The sequence below is a fragment of the Paenibacillus piscarius genome, from assembly GCF_022234545.1.
Classification (GTDB): domain Bacteria; phylum Bacillota; class Bacilli; order Paenibacillales; family Paenibacillaceae; genus Paenibacillus_AQ; species Paenibacillus_AQ piscarius.
Window position 1 is genome coordinate 657613 of the sequence record NZ_JAIEUI010000001.1, and the last position, 20018, is coordinate 677630.

Consider the following 20018-nt stretch of genomic DNA (forward strand, 5'->3'; position numbering starts at 1 on the left):
AACGCAGCAGCAATCGTAACATAACTATAGCAGACACCGAAAACAGGTGCTTTCCTTAACGGGAGGGCACCTGTTTTCGGTGTAATCACTCAACTGCAATTAAATTCGGCTAGCGTCTGCCCCGGACCCTTTTGGACTTTCGGAGCTTAGGTTCTGCGCCCGGCGGCTGCTTCTGAATCCATCTCAGATAGGCGGCGATCTGCGGATCGCTGCGGAGACGGTCCAGGGTCGTGAGTCCAAGCACGACAAGATCGCTGTTGGTATAGAGCGCATGAATCTGCCGGTGGCAGGCCCTGCATAGCAGGACAGTGCCGAGCAGAGTGCCGCCAAGCTCGCGGGGCGTCAGATGATGCACAGTTGTTGCCAGCGGGGAGCGGCCGCACAGCTCACACGTATCCGGGGCGGCGGGCTTCACCGGTCAGGCCCGCACTTCAAAGAATTCGCAGCGGCTACGGGAATAATAGGTTAAATCGCTGACCCGTGACTGGATCACCACATCCGTGTCCGTGAACCGTACGATGGTCGCGCCGGAATTCACCAGATGGTCATCCTGAAAGACCCGGACGGGCAGCTTGCGGTCCACCGCTTCCTGCAGGTCGCGGTCAGTCAGCAAAGGGCGGTTGATAGGCATGAGGGGAAATCTCCTTTACAGGTATCTAGAATGATTGCAGTATCTAGTGCTCTACTAGTATACCCGTGCCCGGACTTCAAATCCATCTCACTTTCCGGTCTTCTTCAGCGTATAGGAGCACACCGCCTGCTTGCCCTCTACATCATATTTCAGGGTCAGGGTGTCCTCTGTTCTGGAGGCGTTGACCTGGAGGGGCGGGACATCGCGGTTAGTAATCTTGATTGCGATCGTATCATCCTTCTCATAAGAATAAGTGCCATAGGACATTTCCACCACATTGCCGTTAGTGGCTTCCGTAGAGACGCCGCCGCCCCCGTTGACCGGATTCTTCATGAACCGGAAGCTGGTATAACAGGCTTCACCGCCGGAGCTTAACGCCCACCGCCCCTCGACCTCTGTCTGTCCGGAGCGCTGGATGAAACCGTAAGTAAACAGACCTGCAACCACTACAATGGCTAGAGCAATCAGGTATTTCCATTTCTTCATATTGACAGCTCCCTTCAATTTACTAATTTACTACCCTCTGGTATGCGGTGTAAATCCCGAATCATAATAATTTCCACCATAAATCGGCAATATGCCACCTCAAAAATAAACATTCCCCTACGGTACACTTAAACCTATAAGAGAAACCTTTGAGAGGGGTACAGGGGAATGAAAAAGGCGAAATACCTCACGTTAACGCTGACTTCCATCATACTCACAGGTTCGCTCGCAGCGGGCGGGGCAGACAACACCAGCGGCACGATTGCCGCAAATGAATATACAGGCGGGGATGCGGCAGGACCTCAGGCAGCGGCGGCCGCAGCGGAGTCAGAGCCAAAGACCGGGGCAAAGACAGTGCCGCCAGCGAAGGTGGAGCTGACGTTCTGGACGCTGAATAAAGGAAATTACGCGGATCTGGCACGTGCTTATACCCGGGAACACCCGAATGTAACCATTCAGGTGCTGCAGGCGGATAGCCGCAAGGCGCAGGATGACAAGCTGGCAGCAGGCTCGGGAGCACCGGACATATATCAGCTTGAGGCCGGACTTGTGGACCAATACCTTGAAGAGCAGGATCTGTTCTATAATCTGAACGACCTTAGGGCCAGAGAGCTCCAGGCCGGTTACCTGAAATGGGCCTGGAGACAAGCTTCGTCTGCGGACGGCAGCTTCCAGCTCGGCCTTCCTGCCGATATCGGGCCTACGGTGGTCTTCTACCGCAAGGACCTAATCGAAGCCGCTGGTCTGCCAGGTGACCCGGAAGGCTTCAGTGCATCGATTGATACATGGACGAAGTTCGCTGCTGCGGCACAGGCTGTGAAGGAGAAGACCGGCAAATCGTTCTCCGGGTTAGCGGATTTGACTTATAATGCGCTGCGCGACCAGTCTGTGGATGAAATCTATTACAGCGAAGCGGACGGAACCTTCTTCGGTGATAGCAATCCATATGTGCAGCGGGCCTATGACTATACGGCTGAGGGGATACAGGCAGGATGGATCAGCTATGCGGACATCCGCTCGCCGGAGTGGGAGCAGGGGCTGCGCAGCGGCGCGTTCGCGGCGGTGGTCGGACCTGCGTGGCTGGCCGGGACCCTCAAAGAGAGCGCACCGGACTCCGCGGGGCAATGGAGAATCGCCCAGCTTGCTGAAGGCGCCGGGAACTGGGGCGGCTCGTATCTGGCGCTTCCGAAGGCAGGCAAGCACCCGGAGGAAGCTTATGCCTTCACTGCATGGCTGGTGAACAAGGAGAATCAGCAGGCAGCTTTTTCCTCCCAAGGCCTGATCCCGTCCATTCCGTCCCTCTATAGTGATCCTGCCTTCACAGCGCTCCGTGATGCGTTCTTCGGCGGGCAGCAGACCGGGATAGAATTCGGCAAGGCGGCCAGCCGTGTGAAGCCGGTGTATTACGGGCCGCTGCATGAAGAGACGGATGCCCTGTTCAAGAATGCGCTAAGCCATGTACTGTTGAAAGGAGCCGATCCGGCGTCGGAATGGCGCTCTGCTGTGAAGCGGGCGCGTACACTTGCAGCGGCAGGTGAGATTCGTTGAGACAGGCCCCTGCGGTCCTCCGGTGGAATTCGGCACAAGCTCCGGACAGGAGATCCGGTCATGGATGGAGAATAATACATCACAGAGACAAGCAGGAGGAAGGTACCCTACATGAAGCTCCGCCGCAAAATCTTGCTCGCGATTATTCTCCTTGTATTCATTCCGGTAATTGTCATGGGGATCGTTACCTATGTGAATTTCTCGAATGCCATGGAGAAGAAATCCAATAACTTCTATTGGATCTCCCTGAAGGAGACCGACCGGAAGCTGAAGTTTGCCCTGAGCGAGATTACCTCGACCACCAACTCCGCCATCACCCAGCCGCCAATGCAGCAGGCGCTGAAGCAGCAGAATTTCGTGCTGACCTATGATAATAAGCAACTGATTAACAATCTGCTGTTCATACAGCCGATGATAACTTCCTTCAGTATTTACAGCAAAGACAGGCTGATCTATCAGTATAATGCTCCGATGTCTTTTGCAGAGATGGAGCGTCAGACCTGGTTCAGTGCGATGGAGCGGGCGGAAGGGCGTCCCGTCTGGTCTGGTCCCGGCGAGAATGGCTCGGCTGCGGCAGGCAAGCCCGTGCTGATTCAGGCCAGGGTGATTAAGGACTTCTATTCGCTGGAGGATATCGGCTATCTGGTGGTGTACGTGAAGCCGGATCTGCTGGACCAGATCTTCTGGGAGGCGGCTACGCTGAGAGAAGGGGATATACTGCTGGTGAACAAGCAGGGCAATATCGTCTTCAACAAGTCGGGCGAGCATATCGGGGAATGGACGGAGTTCCCTTTTTTACAGGAGAATTATGTTCAGGAGCAGGACTATTACATCGATAACTATCAGGATAAAAGATCCCTGATCACCTACCTCCCTTCCGATAACTCGGACTGGTACCTGGCTGCCATCACGCCGATGAACCTGATCTCTGCCGAATCGGCTTCCGTCCGCAATCTGGCGATCATTCTCGGAGTCGTCTCGCTGCTGTCTGCGTTTCTGTTTGACCGGTTCTTCATCCGCAGGCTGGTCCGTATCATTAACAGTGCAGTGAACGGGATGAAGCGCGTCAAGCAGGGGATCTTCATGCCGATTGCCGTACCGCTGCGTGCCCATGATGAGAGCGATTCGCTGATCGACGGCTTCAACCGGATGAGCTCGCAGATCAATGAGCTGATAGAGCAGGTCCAGGCGGAGCAGAGCAGCAAGAAGGAGGCGGAGCTGAAGGCGCTGATGGCGCAGATCAATCCGCATTTCATCTATAATTCCCTGGAATCCATTAACTCGATGGCCGTGATTGCGGGCAACAAGGATATCAGCCGGATGGTCATTTCGCTCGGGAGGCTGCTGCGGATCAGCATCAGCCAGAACCAGGAGCTGATTCCGCTGCAGATGGAGTTCGAGCATGTCCGCCATTATCTGGATATTCAGAAGTTCCGCTTCGGCGAGAAATTCCTGTACCAGCTGGAGCTGCCGGATTCGCTGAAATATGTGATGACGCAGAAGCTGATTGTCCAGCCGATCGTTGAGAACGCTCTATATCACGCAATTGAGCATATGGACGAGCAGGGCACCATCACTGTCAGCGCACAGGAGAACGGTAATGATGTCATCATTATTGTGAAGGACAACGGGCCGGGCTTCGATCTTGCGGTGCTGATGAGCCAGTGGAACAAGGAGCGCGCGAATCCCAAGAAGTACAGTGACAGCGGAGTGGGACTGAAGAATGTGCATGAGCGCCTGAATATCCGGTTCGGCCATCCGTATGGCATTATGGTCTGCTCGTCCCCCGGCTTCGGGTCCGCCATCTGTATCCGGATACCGAAGATTCAGCCAACATGAGAAGGGGAGAGCGCATGAACAAGGAGCAGAAGGCGGCCGGCTGGCTGACCAATTGGGGCTGGGTGCTGCTCTACATCCTGCTGATGGCCGGCGCGGTTGGATTCATTTTGCAGGAGAAGAGCGGACAGATTGAGGATTACCCTCCCGAGAAAATCACGTTGACCTTCCGCCACTTCTGGATCAAGGAGCACGACCGCCCGCTGCTGGCGATCTTTGAAGAGGTGGTTAAGAACTATCAGGAGAGCCACCCGAATGTGAAGGTGAACTTCGAAGGGCTGGACCAGACGATCCACCGGGAGCAGAGACTGAAGAGCGAGATGGTCACCGGCACACCGCCGGATATGTTCGTCCTGTTCGGCGGGGCAGAGATCGAGCCTTATGTCCGTTCGAACCGGCTGATGGATCTGACAGCATTCACGGAGGAGAACGGGCTGAAGCAGCAGTTCAAGGACCTTCATCTCTGGACCTTCAACCAGCATATCTACGGGCTGCCGATCGAAGGCAATGCAGAGCCGCTATATTATAATAAAAGAATCTTCGAGCAGCTGGGGCTCACCGTACCCGGTACACTTGCCGAGCTGGATCAGGTGATCGGGAGTCTGAGCGCTGCCGGGTACATTCCTTTTGCGCTGGGCAATGAGGACCTCTGGCCAGCCGGGGTGTTCGCCCACTACCTGATGGACCGCTATGCCGGTCCCGAGCTGATTCAGGAGCTGGTGACCGGGGTGCCGGGGGCGAGCTTCCGGAACAGCGGCTATCTGGAGGCCTTCCGCCATCTGAACCGCTGGATCGGCGAAGGAGCCTTCAGCGGAAATGCGAACAATGTATCCACCGAGAACGCTGTTAAGCTGTTCACCGGAGGCAAAGCGGCCATGTACCTGAACGGTAACTGGGATATCAATCTGTTCTCCGGCCCCGCCGCGCCGCCGGACTTCCAGAACCGGGTCGGGGTCATTCCGTTCCCGGCCCGTGATGCGGGCAGCGAGGCTTCGGTCGCCGGGGGCTACACCATCGGCGTCGGGCTCTCCTCAAGCCTGACCGGGGCCAAACGGGAAGCCGCGCTGGAACTGATGAAGGCCTTCTATACGAAGGAGATTCAGACCCGGATCGTCTATGAAGGACTGCGGATTCCGTCGATGCGGATCGGCTTCGACCCGCAGAAGACCGGTCCGGTCTTCGCCCAGGTCATGGAGCTGATGGAACAGAATAACCAGAGCTTCGTGCCTTATGACAATCTGCTGTCACCGGAGGTCAAAACGACCTTCCTGAGTGTGATCGAAGAGATGATCGACGGGAAGCTGCAGGCGGATACAGCCTTGAAGGAGCTGCAGGCCGCATCCAAACAATACTGGAATCTGATCCGAAGTTCAGCCGGTCAATAGGTCTGGAGGCATGAGATAATGGAAGCTGACGATAAATATAAAGTGCTGCTCGTCGATGATGAGCCGCTCATCCTGCGCAGCCTGAGAGTGGCGGTCCCTTGGGACGAGCTGGGCCTGACCATTGCCGGTGAAGCGAAGAACGGGGAGGCTGCTCTGGAGCTGATTCAGGAGACTTCACCGCATATCGTAATCAGCGACATCCGCATGCCGGTGCTTGACGGGATCGCTCTGATGAAGGAGGTACTGCCGCGAAATGCGCAGCTGATCTTCATCTTCATTAGCGGCTACGGAGAGTTCGAGTATGCCCGGGAGGCGCTTCGCGCCGGGGCGTTCGACTATCTGCTGAAGCCGATTGACCATGAGGAGCTGACGGACATGCTGGTGAGGGCCCGGGAGCGGCTCGACCGCCAGCGGGAGAACGAGCAGATGCTGCTCTCGGTGCAGACTCTGTCGCTGCTGGCCCGTGAACGGATGCTGGCCGAGTTCACGCTCGGCAATCCGCGTCCGCTGCAGCATCTGAAATGGCTGGAGAACAGCGAGCTGGAGCAGGACTACTTCATGGCGGTTGTCCGCCTGGATGATTATGCAGGGCTTACCGCCAGATGGAGTGCGGAAGAGAAGCAGCTCTGGCTGTTTGCGGTCCGCAATATTCTGGAGGAATGGTCCATGCAGCACGGCGCCTTGTCGGTGTTCCCGTTCTACAACGGAGAGTGGATTCTGCTCTTCCCGGCTGCCGCTGCTGCTAACCGCAGAGAGCTGGGAGAGCAGCTGATTGACGGTATCCGCCGGTATGCCAAGCTGAATTGCTCTGTAGGCATCAGCCGGACCACCCGGGGCATCGACCAGTTGAGCACGGTGTATCCGTTGGCGGCACAGGCGTTATACCAGCGCTTCTATTCCGGGGAGGCTGGTGTGTTCATGGATGAAGCGGCGGCTGCACCCGGCAGCCGGGAGGTGAAGTATCCGAAGGAGCTGGAGCAGGCGCTGATGGAGAGCATCCGCACCTTGAATCTGGAGCGGATGCTGGCGCTGTTTGATGAGCTGGGGGCCTTCATTGAAGCTCAAGCCTTGCCGCAGAAGCTGGCCGGACATCTGATGATTGAGCTGAGTGTCGTGCTGTACCGGCAATTTGAGCATCTGAACGCCCATGGCGAATGGTCTGTTGAGAGTCTGCTGACCAGACTGAACGATCAGGGCACGCTGTCGGGAATGATTGAAGCGCTTAAGACGGAGTTCCGCGGTTGGCTGGAGCAGAGCCGGAAGTCCGCAGCCCGCGAGGACGGGCGGAGCATTATCGAGAAGACCAAGCGCTATATCGAATCCAACTACCATAAGGATCTTAGCATTGAGGAGGTGGCCGAGGTCGCGGACCTCAGCATCAGCCACTTTTGCACCCTGTTCAAGCAGATCTCGGGCTATACCTTCCTGGAATTCGTCACCCATTGCCGGATGGAGAATGCCAAGTACATTCTGCGCAGCAGCAGTGTGAAGGTCTACCAGGTCGCGCCGCTTGTCGGCTACCAGGACCCGAGGTATTTCACCCAAGTCTTCAAGAAGGCAACCGGCAAGACGCCGACAGAGTACCGTGAGGAGCATGCGGATCAGGCTTGATTGAAGCTACAATCTAACTAAATATTCAAAATCAGCAAGCGCCTAAGCTTTTTAGGCGTTTTTTTGCTTTTTGAGTGGGGGATGTATGCGGAAAACCGAACACTATTGGACTGGGTGCGGCGCACTGGAGTTGCCTGAAGCACTAGCATCCTTCCCCGTTAGATTGCTTATGTTCTAATGCAGAAATGGAGGGTCATGTCACGCCTAAAGCCTTATGCTGAGCCGCCATATCGCAGGAAATAGTTCCGGCGGGAGAAGAAGCTAAAGAAATGAGAATGAATTAGTCAGCGCGGCCGGAACAGCAGGGGGTGGCTGGTCGCATCATACGGTGCTGACGGTCGTGCTGCAGACGTTGACCGGATTCTTTTACCCGTGTATTCATATCGGCATCAATACGCTGCTGCTGCGGCATACCGAAACGGCCTTCATGGGCAGAGTTGGCGGAATAATGGGTCCGATGTTCATGGGCTTCATGGTGATCGGGATGTCTGCCGCCGGTAGGCCATCTCTTAAGAGCGGGATATGACAAATGTCATACCCCGGGGTTGATGTTTATGACTTACGGGGGTGACACTTTCTTCTTTATAATGGAAGCACATGAAGTGTCCCTAGAATGGATGCATCCGAGGAGGAACCGATCCCGATGACCACCCCCCAGCTTCCCGGGCTTTCCAGCCTGAAGAAAAGTGTAGCACCCTTCGAGCAAACGAACCGTAAGACGAGCATAAGACAGATGTTCAATACACTGGTGCCGCTGGTGCTGTTATGGACCGCTGCCTATTTTAGCCTAAACGTCTCCTACGGGCTGACCCTGCTGTTTGCGATTCCGGCTGCCGGGTTCGTGATCCGCACCTTTATTATTTTTCATGACTGCTGCCACGGCTCATTCTTCAAGAACCGCAAGGCGAACGATATTCTTGGAACGCTCACCGGTGTGCTTACCCTGGTCCCTTACCGCCAGTGGAAACGCAGCCATTCGATCCATCATGCCGGCAGCAGCAATCTCGACAAAAGAGGCATCGGCGACATCTGGATTATGACCGTGGACGAATACAAGGCGGCGAAGCCGCTGGAGCGCCTCTTTTACCGGGTCTACCGCAATCCGCTGGTCATGTTCATCCTCGGTCCAATTGCTGTATTCCTGATTCAGTACCGGTTCAATGCCAAAGGCGCCAAACGCAAGGAACGGATGAACACCTATCTGACAAATGTGCTGATTGCGGCTCTCTACACCGGGCTGATTCTGCTTATGGGCTGGCAGGCGTTCCTGCTGGTGCAGCTGCCGATCGTGTTCGTGTCCGGGTTCCTGGGCATCTGGCTGTTCTATGTGCAGCACCAGTTCGAGCATACCTACTTCGAGCATGATGAGGAGTGGAGCTATGTCAACGCCGCAGTGGAGGGAAGCTCTTATTATAAGCTGCCGAAGCTGCTGCAATGGATCACCGGCAATATCGGCTTCCATCATGTGCATCACCTAAGCCCGAAGGTGCCGAATTATAATCTGGAGCTGGCCCATAATGCGAACCCGACGCTGCAAAAAGCAACCACCATTACGCTCGGAACCAGCCTCCAGGCACTGAAATACCGTCTGTGGGATGAGGAGCGCAAGGCTTTTATCAGCTTCAGAGAGATGAAGCAGCTTCTGCGCCAGAGCCAGCCTGCCGCAGCCGAGAGGCTGAAGGTGATCAAGCCGGGGCTCCAGAGTGAATAGAACGGTTACGAGCGAGAAAGACTTCCCCGGCGTGCAGGAGACCGGAGCGGGTCTTTCTTTTCATATAAAGTATGGGGCCCTCTTGCCGGTTGCGGGAAGGTTTATGCTAAAATGGGGATATACTCTAACTGGCAAAAGGATGGCTGACATGCAGAAGTGGCATCACATTTTTCATAAAAGCACCGGGCTGAGTCCCTATGTGTGGGTTATATTCTATATACTGCCCTTCTATTTCATCTTCCGTTCCTCCTCGGCGGACCGCTGGGTGTACGGCATAGTGATGATTATCATCTTCTTTGCCTGTTATGTGCTGTCATTCAAGTCCAAGGGCTGGCTGGTCTACTTCTGGACGGTCGGGCAGATGGTGGTCTCGATCACGATGACGCTGCTGTTCGGGTATATGTACTTTGCGCTGTTCCTGGCCTTCTTCATCGGGAATATTCAGAAAAGGGCCGCCTTCTTCACGCTCTATCCCATCCATCTGCTTACGACTATCGTGTCGATTAACTATGAGCTGATTATGCGCAATCCCGTGTTCCTCGAGCAGCTGCCGTTTGTGCTGGTCAGTATCATCGCCGTCGTGCTGCTTCCGGTCACCACCTATAACCGCAATAACCAGGACCGGCTGCAGGGCCAGCTGGAGGATGCCAACAAACGGATCTCCGAGCTGGTCATTATGGAGGAGCGCCAGCGCATCTCGCGGGATCTGCATGATACACTGGGACAGCGTTTGTCGCTGATTGGTCTGAAAAGTGACCTGGCCGGCAAGCTGATCACCAAGAACCCGGCCCAGGCGCTGGTCGAAATTAATGACGTCCGCAGCACCGCCCGCAGTGCGCTTAAAGAGGTCCGGGAGATGATTACCCAGATGAGGGGCATCCGGCTCGAAGATGAGCTGGTACGCGTCCGGCAGCTGCTTCAGGCGGCAGAGATTGAATATGTGCTGGAGGGGGAGCCGGATCTGTCGCATACGTCCCTGATTACAGAGAATGTGCTGAGCATGTGCATGAAGGAGGCGGTGACGAACGTGGTGAAGCATAGCGGCGCCTCCCGGTGCCGGATCGAGCTGGAATCCAGCCGGACAGAGCTGGTCGTCAAGGTGAAGGATAACGGCGGGGGAATCGGGGGGAGCCGGCTGTATTCCAAGGGCCATGGCCTGCTAGGCATGAGGGAACGGCTGGAATTCGTCAACGGTTCGATGGAAGTGATTCAGGATGAGGGAACTACCGTAGTCATTAAAGTGCCGAATGCTTCTCAGCAGCCGGACATGGAGGTGAACGCGCAATGATATCAATTGTGATTGCCGAGGATCAGCGGATGCTGCTCGGTGCGCTCTCGGCGCTGCTCGATCTGGAGGAGGATATGCAGGTGGTGGGCAAGGCGGGCAACGGGGAAGAGGCCGTGAATCTGGTGAAGCAGCTCCAGCCGGATATCTGTATTATGGATATTGAGATGCCTGCGATGACAGGCTTGGAGGCGGCGGAGGCGCTGAAGGGGGCAGGGTGCAAGATAATGATCCTCACCACCTTCGCCCGGGCAGGCTATTTCGAGCGTGCGGTCAAGGCAGGAGTGGATGCCTATCTGCTGAAGGACAGCCCGAGCGAGGAATTGGCGCTGTCGATCCGCAGTGTCATGGACGGCAAACGGATGTATGCGCCAGAGCTGATGGACGAGGCCTACAGCAATGAAGCGAATCCGCTGACCCAGCGCGAGAAGGAGGTGCTTGGGCTGATCGCCGACGGCAAGAATACGAAGGAGATCGCCAGCCAGCTCTATATTACCACAGGGACGGTCCGCAACTACATCTCGGTCATTCTGGACAAGCTGGACGTAGGTAACCGGATTGAGGCGATTACGAGATTCAAGGAGAAGGGCTGGTTCAAATAAAAGAAGGATATGGTTATTTCGCAAGCGGCGGCTCTCCGGCAGGAGGGCCGTTTCTGGTGCAGGGGATTAAACCAGGGCCAGAGCTTCATGTTTTATAGGACCTATTTACTGTTTTTATGTTGTAAGCGCTTACTTTATTGGATCATCTGGACGGATTTGCTAATATAAATGCAAACATGTGATCTCATTTGTGTTCTTTTCATGTCAAGTTGGGTAATGAATAGATGTGCTTCATGCAGGCTTACAGAAGCTGCTAATTTCTTAATTTTGCCGGGAGGGATCTGATTTGCCAGAGCTTACAGCTACGTATGTCGATTCACTTGCGCCCAATGCCGCTGCCATCAAGAACGGTCAGGGGCTGGTCCGCAAAAAGAGCTTCACCCAGCTCCACCAATCCGAGAATGGAGACCTGCTGTTCGGCACATGCGCCGGAAGCGGCAAGACGCCTTATGAGTGCTCCGTTGATTTCATCGTCCCGGACAGTCCGGTCTTCCGCTGCAGCTGCCCCAGCCGGCAGTTCCCCTGCAAGCATACGCTTGGACTGCTGTACGCGTACACAGACGGCCTGACGTTTACCTCTGCTCCTGTGCCCGAGGATATCGCCGGGAAGCGCGAGAAGGCGGAGAAGCGGGAGGAGAACAAGGCCAAGCAGGCGGCCGAAGGCGCAGCGCCTAAGCCGAAGAAGGTAAATAAGTCTGCTCTCAAAAAGAAAATCAACGCCCAGCTCGAAGGGCTTGATCTGCTGGAGAAGCTGGTGCTCTCCTTCGTCCGCAGCGGCCTGTCCACGATCGACAAAGCTGCGGTCAAGACGATCCAGGGACATGTGAAGCAGCTCGGCAACTATTACCTGTCCGGTGCGCAGATTGAGCTGCGCCGCTTCGCGAATCTGATGTCCGGCGGCAAGGATATGGAACAGAACTATACATATGCGATGGAGCAGCTGACCCGGCTTCACGCATTCATCAAGAAAGGGCGCGCCTATCTGCAGGCCCGCAGCGAGGACCCGGAGCTGGCGCTGGATCATGAATCGACGATTGATGAATGGCTGGGCCATGCCTGGCAGCTGAGCGAGCTGAAGGAATACGGGCTGGTGAAGGAGGGGGCAGAGCTGCTGCAATTATCCTTCTACAGCTACGACGATCCCGCACGTCAGGAGTTCGTGGATCTCGGGTATTGGCTTGATCTTACGGCAGACGGAGGCCAGATCCACCGGACCTTCAATTACCGTCCTTACAAAGCGGCCAAGCTGATGCGCGAGGAGGACAGCTTCTTCGAGATCGCTGTCGTCCCTCAGCTCTATACCTATCCCGGCGGGATGAATGCTCGGATCCGTTATGAGGCCATGACTTCAAGGGCTGTGCAAGGCGCAGATCTCATGCGCGCAGCTTCCATGGCCCACCGTTCCTATGCTGAGGTAGTCAAGAAGGTGAAGAACCAGATCAAGAACCCGCTGAGCGACAAGCAGCCGGTGATGCTGCTGCACGCCGCATCTCTGGGAATGACTGAGAATGGCCAGTACGTCATGACTGACAGTGAGGGTACCCGCCTGCTTCTGGAGGATCTTCCGTCCATGCCGCAGGGCAGTACGTCTCTGCTGCCGCTGCTGCCGGAGGAGGCCCGCGAGGACTGCACGGTGCTGGTGATGTTCGAGCATGATCTGGATCAGGGACGCCTGCGGGTTCAGCCGCTTACGGTTCTTAAGGATGAAGAGCTGATCCGTCTATTGTATTGACAGGAGGGGCTTCCATGAGCACAGCCTTATTGCAGGAGCTGCATCAGGAATACAGAAGATTGTATATCGCCGGAAGCGGGCTGGCGGCCGGAGATTTCCGCCTGAAGCGCCTGCTCCCGCAGCTTCAGCAGCTTGGTGAGCGGTCACCAGTCTTTAAGAAGCTTGGAGAAGGGGCAGCTGCGCTGCTGGAACCTGCGGACGCAGATGAATCTGTCCAAGGCGCTGCATTGCTGGAGCACACGCTGCTGCTGGAGTCTGTGCTGTATACCCAAGGGACAACTCAGGTGGAGGGTACTCCCGGTCCCGTTCCGGTGCGGAAGTTGACACTTCGGACAGCTCAGCCCTACCGGAAGCTTGCACCCGTGCTGGAGGCGCTCAGTACGACGGGAAGCGGCAGATATGAGATCGTGGTCGATGCCTTCAAGGAAGGCATCTTCGCGGATATGCGCCTGCTGCCGCTGGCTGTCTCTGCGCTGAATGACCCGTATTCGGAGCTGGCGGACTATGTGAAGGAGGAGATTCTTCCTTCGTATGGACCGGAGATCAGCATTTATCTGCTGGAAGGCTTCAATCCGGCAGGAGGGCGGAGCGAAGCGCGCAAGCTGGAAGCCATCGCTAAGGCAGGTGTCTCCGGGCATCTGGAGACTATCTATCATGCTGCGCAGAGCGGCAGCGATGAAGTCAGAGTGGCCGCTATCCCTTGCCTGGCAGGGGATGAGGAATATATCCCTGCCCTGCTTGCGTGGTCCGCTGACAAGAAGAAGGCGATTCGGGAAGCGGCTTATAAGGGACTGGCAGCAGGCGGGAGCGGACAGGGGGCGGAGCGGCTCTACGAGGCTTACTGTGACGGGAAGGACCGTGATATGGTTGCCGAGGTACTCGCTAACCGGCCCGCTGTCCTGGCTGCGGAGAAGCTGGCAGACTTGTTCATGGAGAAGCTGCATCAGGCACCGCAGGATAACAGCGACCCGAAGCAGACTGAGGCAGCCTGGATAGAGATTAAACAGCTCATGAGAGCGCTGCTGATGGCCCGCAGCCGCAAGCTCGATGAAATCTACAGCTATGTGATCAGCGGCTACGACCGCTTCCTGGGACTTGGCTGGAGAATACTTCTGACTGAGGCCGCCAGATACAAGCAATCATCAGAGACAGAGACCAGCCTGCGGGAGCTGCAGGAATTGGCAGAGCGTGACTATAACTATCTGCTGTATTATTTCCGGGCGGCCCGCAGGATGATGAATAAGAAGGAGCTGTACAATCATTTTGCCGGAGGTCTGAAGCAGAAGCTGCTCTCTTTCATGAGAAAGGAAAAGGATGCGGCGCAGCGGGAACAGGCACTGATTGACATTCTGGACCGGGTGATCATTAATCCCCGGGCTCCATACAACTACAGGACAGTGGACACCTATCAGAGGATAAGTCCAGAGGAGATTGAAGCCTCCTGGGACCCTCGCTGGCTCGACTGGTTCATTCAGCGGGATGCGCTGAATCCGGCGTGCAGCTTCGCCAGGCCGGGACATCAGGGGGGGCGGGATTATCTGCTGAAGAAGCTGAAGACGCCCCCGCAGCCCAGTGATGACGAGGTTCTTTCTAACCTTTTCACAGGACTTGAACGTGCAGGAGTTCCGGAGCCGGAACGCCTTGAGCTGCTGATGGCGGTACTGGAGAACGGCAGATTCGAGCATATGAGCCAGTTCAGCCCTTCGCTTACCCGGCTGATGGAACGGTTCCCGCCCGGCTACCGTTCCCGGCTGGAAGCCGTCACTCCGAGATACGGGTCCGTAGCCAAGCGGCAGCTGGAGTATCTGCTCAGCACCATCAACTTAACATAATCAATCATTAGGGAGGACGTCCATGAGCACAGCGTTATTACAGGAGCTTCATCAGGAATTCAGAAGATTATATATAGCCGGAAGCGAGCTGGCCGCCGGAGATTTCCGCCTGAAGCGGCTGCTCCCGCAGCTGCAGCAGCTGGGCGGGAGGTCGCCTGTCTTCAAGAAGCTTGGAGAGGGAGTGGAGACGCTGCTGGAGCCTGGAGGGGCTGACGGGCCTGCTCCAGGCGTAGGTCTGCTGGAGGTTACTCTGCTGCTGGAGTCTGTGCTCTACACGCAAGGCTCGATTCAGGCTGAGGGTACTCCCGGCCCTATCCCTGTGCGCAGCTTTACGCTGCAGACCAAGCAGACTTACCGGAAGCTGGCTTCTGTAGTGGAGGCGCTCAGCACGACAGGGAGCGGCAGATATGAGGTCGTTGTGGATGCCTTCAAGGAGGGCGTCTTCCAGGATCTGCGCCTGCTGCCGCTGGCCGTCTCTGCGCTGAACGATCCGTATTCGGAGCTGGCCGAATATGCGAAGAAGCATATTCTTCCATCCTACGGGCCGGAGATCGCCGATTACCTGCTGGAGAGCTTCAATCCGGCAGGGGGGCGCAGCGAGGTTCGCAAGCTGGAGGTGATTGCGGCCGCAGGCGCTTCGGGTCATCTGGACATCATTGTCCATGCCGCCGAGAACGGCAGTGATGAGATCCGGGCGGCTGCCATCAAGTGCCTGGGCGGCTACGAGGAATATACAGATGCCCTGCTGGAATGGTCTGCCGACAAGAAGAAGGTCATCCGTGAAGCTGCGTACACGGCGCTGGCGGCAGGCGGATCGGCCCGGGGAGCTGAGCGGCTTATTGAGACGTTCATGCAGAAGAAGGATCGTGAGATGCTGGCTTCCGTACTTGCAAACGCTGCTCCCGCTGAGGTGTATGCCAGGGTGACCGCGTTGTTCATGGAGGAATTGCAGGCCGCACCGGAGAATACGGCCGGCAAGAAGGTTACCGAGAAGGCCTGGGAGGAGCTGACTCCCTTCCTGATTACGCTCAGCCGCGTAAAAACTCCTGAACTGGATGCAGTTTATAGCTATGTCATTAAGGAGTATGACCGTTACATTTCGCTGGGCTGGGTTCCTCTGTTTGACCATGCGGCCCGGTATAAGCAGGAATCAGCGGACAGTGCTGCGCTGGCAGAGCTTGAAGCGCTGGCGGAGCGCAGCGTCCGCCATCTGCCGAATTACTTCCAAGCCGCCAAGCGGACGGTCAGCCCGCAGGAGATGTTTGACCGGTTCGCGGGTCTCACTGAGACCAAGCTGATCGGCCAGGCAGCCAAGCAGGCGGCCCAGCGCTCGCAATTGCTGGTCCATACGATTGAGGAGCAAGCCGTAGACCTTTATTGGGACTACGAGGTCAGATGGGATGCCTCGGGCGTGAGACAATATAACAAAAAGATGCTGTCAGCCGAGGAGGTTGCCGCAGAATGGGATCCCCGGTGGCTGGATTGGTCTATTAAGCAGGATGCCTTGAATTTGGCCTGTGTGTTCGCCCGGCCCGGACATCAGGGAGTACAGGATTACCTGAAGGGCAAGCTGGAAGGGCCGTTCAAGCGGTACACGTATGACCGTCTCGCCAATATTTTCAAAGGACTGGAGCGGGCGGATCTGCCTGAGGCCGAGCGGCTGGAGCTGCTGATGTCCGCGCTTGAAGAGAACAATGTCCGCAATCTGTATACCTTTGACCATTACCTGTTCGAGATGATGGAACGCTTCCCGGCCCGCTATGCAGACCGGCTGAAGGAGATTCTGCCCCGGTTCAAATATGAATGCAAGCGGCAGCTGGAATATATATACGATCAGTTAGCGAGTAAGCTGTAAAGGCCCGGATAGACAAGGATCGATAAAGGAGAGGTGTATATGTCAACAGAACAAGGTCAGCTCCAGGATTACATGCGTCTGCCGGCTGAAATCCTGTACCGCGAAGAGCTGGAAGCACTGCGGAAGGAGGATACCGGGCGTATTCCGGCCGGATGGCAGATGTCGCCGCGTTCGGTCCTTACGTTCATTGCCGGCGGCAAGGCTGGCAAGACGCTGATTACCCCCAAGTATATCGGCAATACCCGGCTGATCGAGATGGCGGTAGCCACGCTTGTTACTGACCGTGCCTTGCTCCTGATCGGGGAGCCGGGCACGGCGAAGTCCTGGCTGTCTGAGAATCTGGCTGCGGCGATCTACGGCAACTCCGGCATGGTCGTTCAGGGAACCGCAGGAACCAGCGAGGAGCACGTCCGTTATTCCTGGAACTACGCGATGCTGCTGGCCAATGGCCCGACGCCGGAGGCGCTGGTCAAGAGCCCGATTATGCGGGCGATGGAGGACGGCGGTATTGCCCGCTTCGAAGAGATCTCCCGCTGTGCGTCTGAGGTTCAGGATGCGCTGATCTCTATTCTGTCGGAGAAGACGATCTCCGTGCCGGAGCTGGGCAAGGAGACCAGCGCCCGCAAAGGCTTCTCCATCATCGCCACCGCGAATACGCGCGACCGCGGCGTTAATGAGATGTCTGCGGCCCTGAAGCGGCGCTTCAATATCATTGTGCTGCCTGCACCGTCGGACCTGGAAACGGAGCTGTCCATCGTGAAGAAGCGGGTGGGTGAGATCGCTTCCTCCTACGAGCTTCAGGCAGCGGTTCCGGCTGATGAGGCGCTGCTGAAGGTGGTGACGATCTTCCGCGAGCTGCGCAGCGGCATGACCCTTGATAAGAAGGAGAAGGTCAAGACTCCGGCAGGCGTCATCTCTACGGCTGAAGCGATCTCGCTGCTGACGAACAGCATGGCGCTCGCGGCCAGCTTCGGCAGCGGTGAGCTGACGGATGAAGATCTGGCAGCCGGGCTTCAGGGGGCTATCGTGAAGGATGATGACAAGGATAAGCTGGTCTGGAAGGAATACTTAGACAATGTCATGAAGAAAAAAGGAGCGGACTGGCGCGGACTCTATCAAGCCTGCAGGGAGATGAACGAGTGAGCAGGGCGGCGGCTGCCGGCGTCCATGTCTTCGGGGTGCGGCATCTGTCTCCGGGCGGGGCCAGCCATGTGCTGGACTATCTGAACGAGCTGCGGCCGACTGCTGTGCTCATCGAGGGTCCCGGCGACGCCAGCGCGGAGATCCGCCATCTGACCCATGCGCAGACGAAGCCGCCGGTAGCGATTCTGGCCTTCACGGAAGAGGTGCCTGTGCGTACCGTGCTATGGCCGTTCGCGGTATATTCCCCTGAATACCAGGGGATGAAGTGGGCGCAGGAGAACGGGGCGGAGGCCGAGTTCATCGATCTTCCCTCCTCTGTGACGCTGGGCCTTCAGGAGGCACTGCGCAAGAGTGTCCGGCAGCAGCCCGAGCACCCCGAGCTTAAGCCGGCCGCGAATGAAGAGGGCGAGCCCGCAGAAGAGGATATCCGGGAGCCGGAATCGGTCTACAGCAGGATTGCCCGGCTTGCCGGCGAGCATGACTATGATATGTATTGGGAGCGCAATTACGAGCATAACATGAGCGGCGGGGCATACCGCGCTGCTATATTAGCGTTCTCGGCCGAGATGCGTGAGCTGTCAGAATCTGCGGAACGTGCGGAGCAGCCGCGCGAATATGCGTATAATGCCCTCCGGGAGTCGTACATGCGGCGGCGGATTATCCAGAAGATCAGCGAGGGCCACCAGCCGGAGAAGATTGTGGTGATCTGCGGCGCTTACCATGCGGCAGCATTGGCCGATCTTAGTGATGTTATGAGCGATGCCGAGCTTGCAGCGCTGCCTTCCCCCGCCACGAAGCTGACACTGATGCCTTATTCGTATTATAAGCTCTCCAGTATGTCGGGTTATGGTGCGGGCAACGCGGCTCCCCATTACTTCCAGCTCATGTGGGAGCTGATGGCCTCCGGCCGGCCGGAGGAGCTGCCCCACCGCTATCTGTCCTCTGTGGCCCGGCTGGTGCGCGGTGCCGGGACACACCGCTCTACGGCTGAGGTCATTGAAGCCGTGAGGCTGGCTGAGTCGCTTGCGGCGCTCAACGGCGGCAGCGCCCCGGTGCTGCGCGATCTGCGCGATGCCGCGCAGACGCTGCTCGGCCATGGCGATCTGGCGGCCGTGGCCGACGCGCTAGCCCGGGTCGATGTCGGAACGAGCATCGGTAGCCTGGCGGACGGCGTCAGCCAGACGCCGATCCAGGACGACCTGAACCGGCTGCTGAAGCGCTACAAGCTGGAGAAGTACAAATCGGCGGTGGCCGCCGATCTGGCGCTGGACCTGCGTGAGAACCGCCGTGTGTCGAGCGAGGAAGCGGCTTATCTCGATCTGCACCGCTCTGTGCTGTTCCACCGGCTGGAGCTGCTGGGCATACACTTCGCCCGGAATGTGCCGGTCAGCCAGACCGGAGCGACCTGGGCGGAGCACTGGATCCTCCAATGGTCGCCGGAGGTGGAGATTGAGGTTGTGGAGTCTACACTGCTAGGTGAGACGATCGAAGTGGCTGCAGCTTATGTGCTGCGGGAGAAGCTGAGGGAATGCCGTTCCATTAGCGAAGCGTCGGCATTAATTGTGACAGCGTGCGAATGCGCGATGACTTCGCAGATGGAAGAGAGCAGCCGGGTGCTGCAGAGCCTTGCAGTGGACAGCCGCGATGTGGTGTCCATTGCGGCTGCTGCCAGGGAGCTGTCGAAGATTATCAGCTATGGCGATATCCGCAAGGTCGATACCACCCCGTTCGTGCCGCTGCTGGAGGAGCTGTTCCGCCGGGGCTGCCTGTTCCTGCTGGATGCCAGCGGATGCAATGACGAGGCGGCTACGCTGATGATTACGGCGATGAATGATCTCAATCTCATCTCCCAGGAGCATGATGAGATTGCTGATACTGCCCTCTGGCTCCAGGAGCTGCTGCAGCTGGCCCAGCGGGATGACCGTAACCCGCGCCTGTCCGGCTTCGCCTGCGCGATCCTGATGGAGCGGGCGGCGATCTCTGCCGGAGAGGTGGCAGCGGAGGTATCGCGCCGACTGTCGCCCGGCATCCCGGCAGATCTGGGGGCAGGCTGGTTCGAGGGCCTGTCCATGCGCAACCGCTACGGCCTGCTGTCCAGGATGAGCCTGTGGGAGCAGCTGAATGATTATATCAATGCGCTGGAGGATGAGGAGTTCAAGCGCGCCCTGGTTTTCCTGCGCCGGGCGTTCAGCACCTTCTCTCCGCGGGAGAAGACGATGATCTCCGAGCTGCTGGGCGAGCTGTGGGGCGTGAACAGCGAGCAGGCCGCCGAGATTCTGACAGGGGAACTGAAGGAGGAGGAAGCCAAAATGCTGGATGATCTGAATGATTTTGACTTCGATGATCTGTAGATGGCAGGCG

16 protein-coding genes are annotated in these 20018 nt (G+C 57.1%); 13 read left to right on the forward strand and 3 right to left on the reverse strand.

What is annotated here, in order from left to right:
• Window positions 1-109: 109 nt before the first annotated feature.
• From K1558_RS03005 to K1558_RS03015, 3 genes are all read right to left on the reverse strand, one after another.
• On the reverse strand, window positions 110-415 hold the full coding sequence (locus tag K1558_RS03005) for an HNH endonuclease (protein ID WP_238649871.1): 306 nt from the start codon (window positions 413-415) through the stop codon (window positions 110-112).
• 3 nt (window positions 416-418) lie between these two features.
• On the reverse strand, window positions 419-631 hold the full coding sequence (locus K1558_RS03010; RefSeq protein ID WP_238649872.1) for a hypothetical protein: 213 nt from the start codon (window positions 629-631) through the stop codon (window positions 419-421).
• 87 nt (window positions 632-718) lie between these two features.
• Window positions 719-1117, reverse strand: a complete 399-nt coding sequence (locus K1558_RS03015; RefSeq protein ID WP_238649873.1) for a hypothetical protein — start codon at window positions 1115-1117, stop codon at window positions 719-721.
• A 168-nt stretch (window positions 1118-1285) separates the two neighbouring features.
• Here K1558_RS03015 and K1558_RS03020 point away from each other — a divergent pair, with 168 nt between their 5' ends.
• The 13 genes from K1558_RS03020 to K1558_RS03080 all read left to right on the forward strand — a co-directional run bounded on the left by K1558_RS03020 (window position 1286) and on the right by K1558_RS03080 (window position 20008).
• A complete protein-coding gene (locus K1558_RS03020) occupies window positions 1286-2665 on the forward strand; it encodes an ABC transporter substrate-binding protein (RefSeq protein ID WP_238649874.1) in 1380 nt (459 codons plus the stop codon).
• Window positions 2666-2776: 111 nt separating this feature from the next.
• Window positions 2777-4504, forward strand: coding sequence for a cache domain-containing sensor histidine kinase (locus K1558_RS03025; protein WP_238649875.1), 1728 nt, complete (start codon window positions 2777-2779; stop codon window positions 4502-4504).
• A gap of 14 nt (window positions 4505-4518) precedes the next feature.
• Window positions 4519-5886, forward strand: a complete 1368-nt coding sequence (locus K1558_RS03030; RefSeq protein ID WP_238649876.1) for an ABC transporter substrate-binding protein — start codon at window positions 4519-4521, stop codon at window positions 5884-5886.
• Between the two features lie 18 nt (window positions 5887-5904).
• Window positions 5905-7497, forward strand: coding sequence for a response regulator (locus tag K1558_RS03035; RefSeq protein ID WP_238649877.1), 1593 nt, complete (start codon window positions 5905-5907; stop codon window positions 7495-7497).
• Window positions 7498-7837: 340 nt separating this feature from the next.
• A complete protein-coding gene (locus K1558_RS03040; protein WP_420800393.1) occupies window positions 7838-8023 on the forward strand; it encodes a hypothetical protein in 186 nt (61 codons plus the stop codon).
• A gap of 117 nt (window positions 8024-8140) precedes the next feature.
• Window positions 8141-9208 carry a Delta(5) desaturase DesA gene (gene desA / locus K1558_RS03045; protein WP_238649878.1) on the forward strand — a complete coding sequence of 356 codons (1068 nt, stop codon included), beginning with the start codon at window positions 8141-8143 and terminating at the stop codon, window positions 9206-9208.
• A 148-nt stretch (window positions 9209-9356) separates the two neighbouring features.
• The gene (locus K1558_RS03050; RefSeq protein WP_238649879.1) at window positions 9357-10496 is read left to right on the forward strand and encodes a sensor histidine kinase; all 1140 of its coding nucleotides are present in this window, start codon (window positions 9357-9359) and stop codon (window positions 10494-10496) included.
• Entirely contained in the window at window positions 10493-11095 is a 603-nt protein-coding gene (locus K1558_RS03055) for a response regulator transcription factor (RefSeq protein WP_238649880.1), read from the forward strand. The genes K1558_RS03050 and K1558_RS03055 overlap by 4 nt, the downstream gene beginning before the upstream one ends.
• Window positions 11096-11381: 286 nt before the next feature.
• Window positions 11382-12827: an SWIM zinc finger family protein gene (locus K1558_RS03060; protein ID WP_238649881.1), complete on the forward strand. Its 1446-nt coding sequence runs from the start codon at window positions 11382-11384 to the stop codon at window positions 12825-12827.
• A 14-nt stretch (window positions 12828-12841) separates the two neighbouring features.
• A complete protein-coding gene (locus K1558_RS03065; RefSeq protein ID WP_238649882.1) occupies window positions 12842-14659 on the forward strand; it encodes a HEAT repeat domain-containing protein in 1818 nt (605 codons plus the stop codon).
• Window positions 14660-14681: 22 nt separating this feature from the next.
• Window positions 14682-16514, forward strand: coding sequence for a HEAT repeat domain-containing protein (locus K1558_RS03070; RefSeq protein ID WP_238649883.1), 1833 nt, complete (start codon window positions 14682-14684; stop codon window positions 16512-16514).
• Between the two features lie 39 nt (window positions 16515-16553).
• On the forward strand, window positions 16554-17657 hold the full coding sequence (locus K1558_RS03075) for an ATP-binding protein (protein WP_238649884.1): 1104 nt from the start codon (window positions 16554-16556) through the stop codon (window positions 17655-17657).
• Window positions 17654-20008 carry a DUF5682 family protein gene (locus K1558_RS03080; RefSeq protein WP_238649885.1) on the forward strand — a complete coding sequence of 785 codons (2355 nt, stop codon included), beginning with the start codon at window positions 17654-17656 and terminating at the stop codon, window positions 20006-20008. The genes K1558_RS03075 and K1558_RS03080 overlap by 4 nt, the downstream gene beginning before the upstream one ends.
• Window positions 20009-20018: the final 10 nt, after the last annotated feature.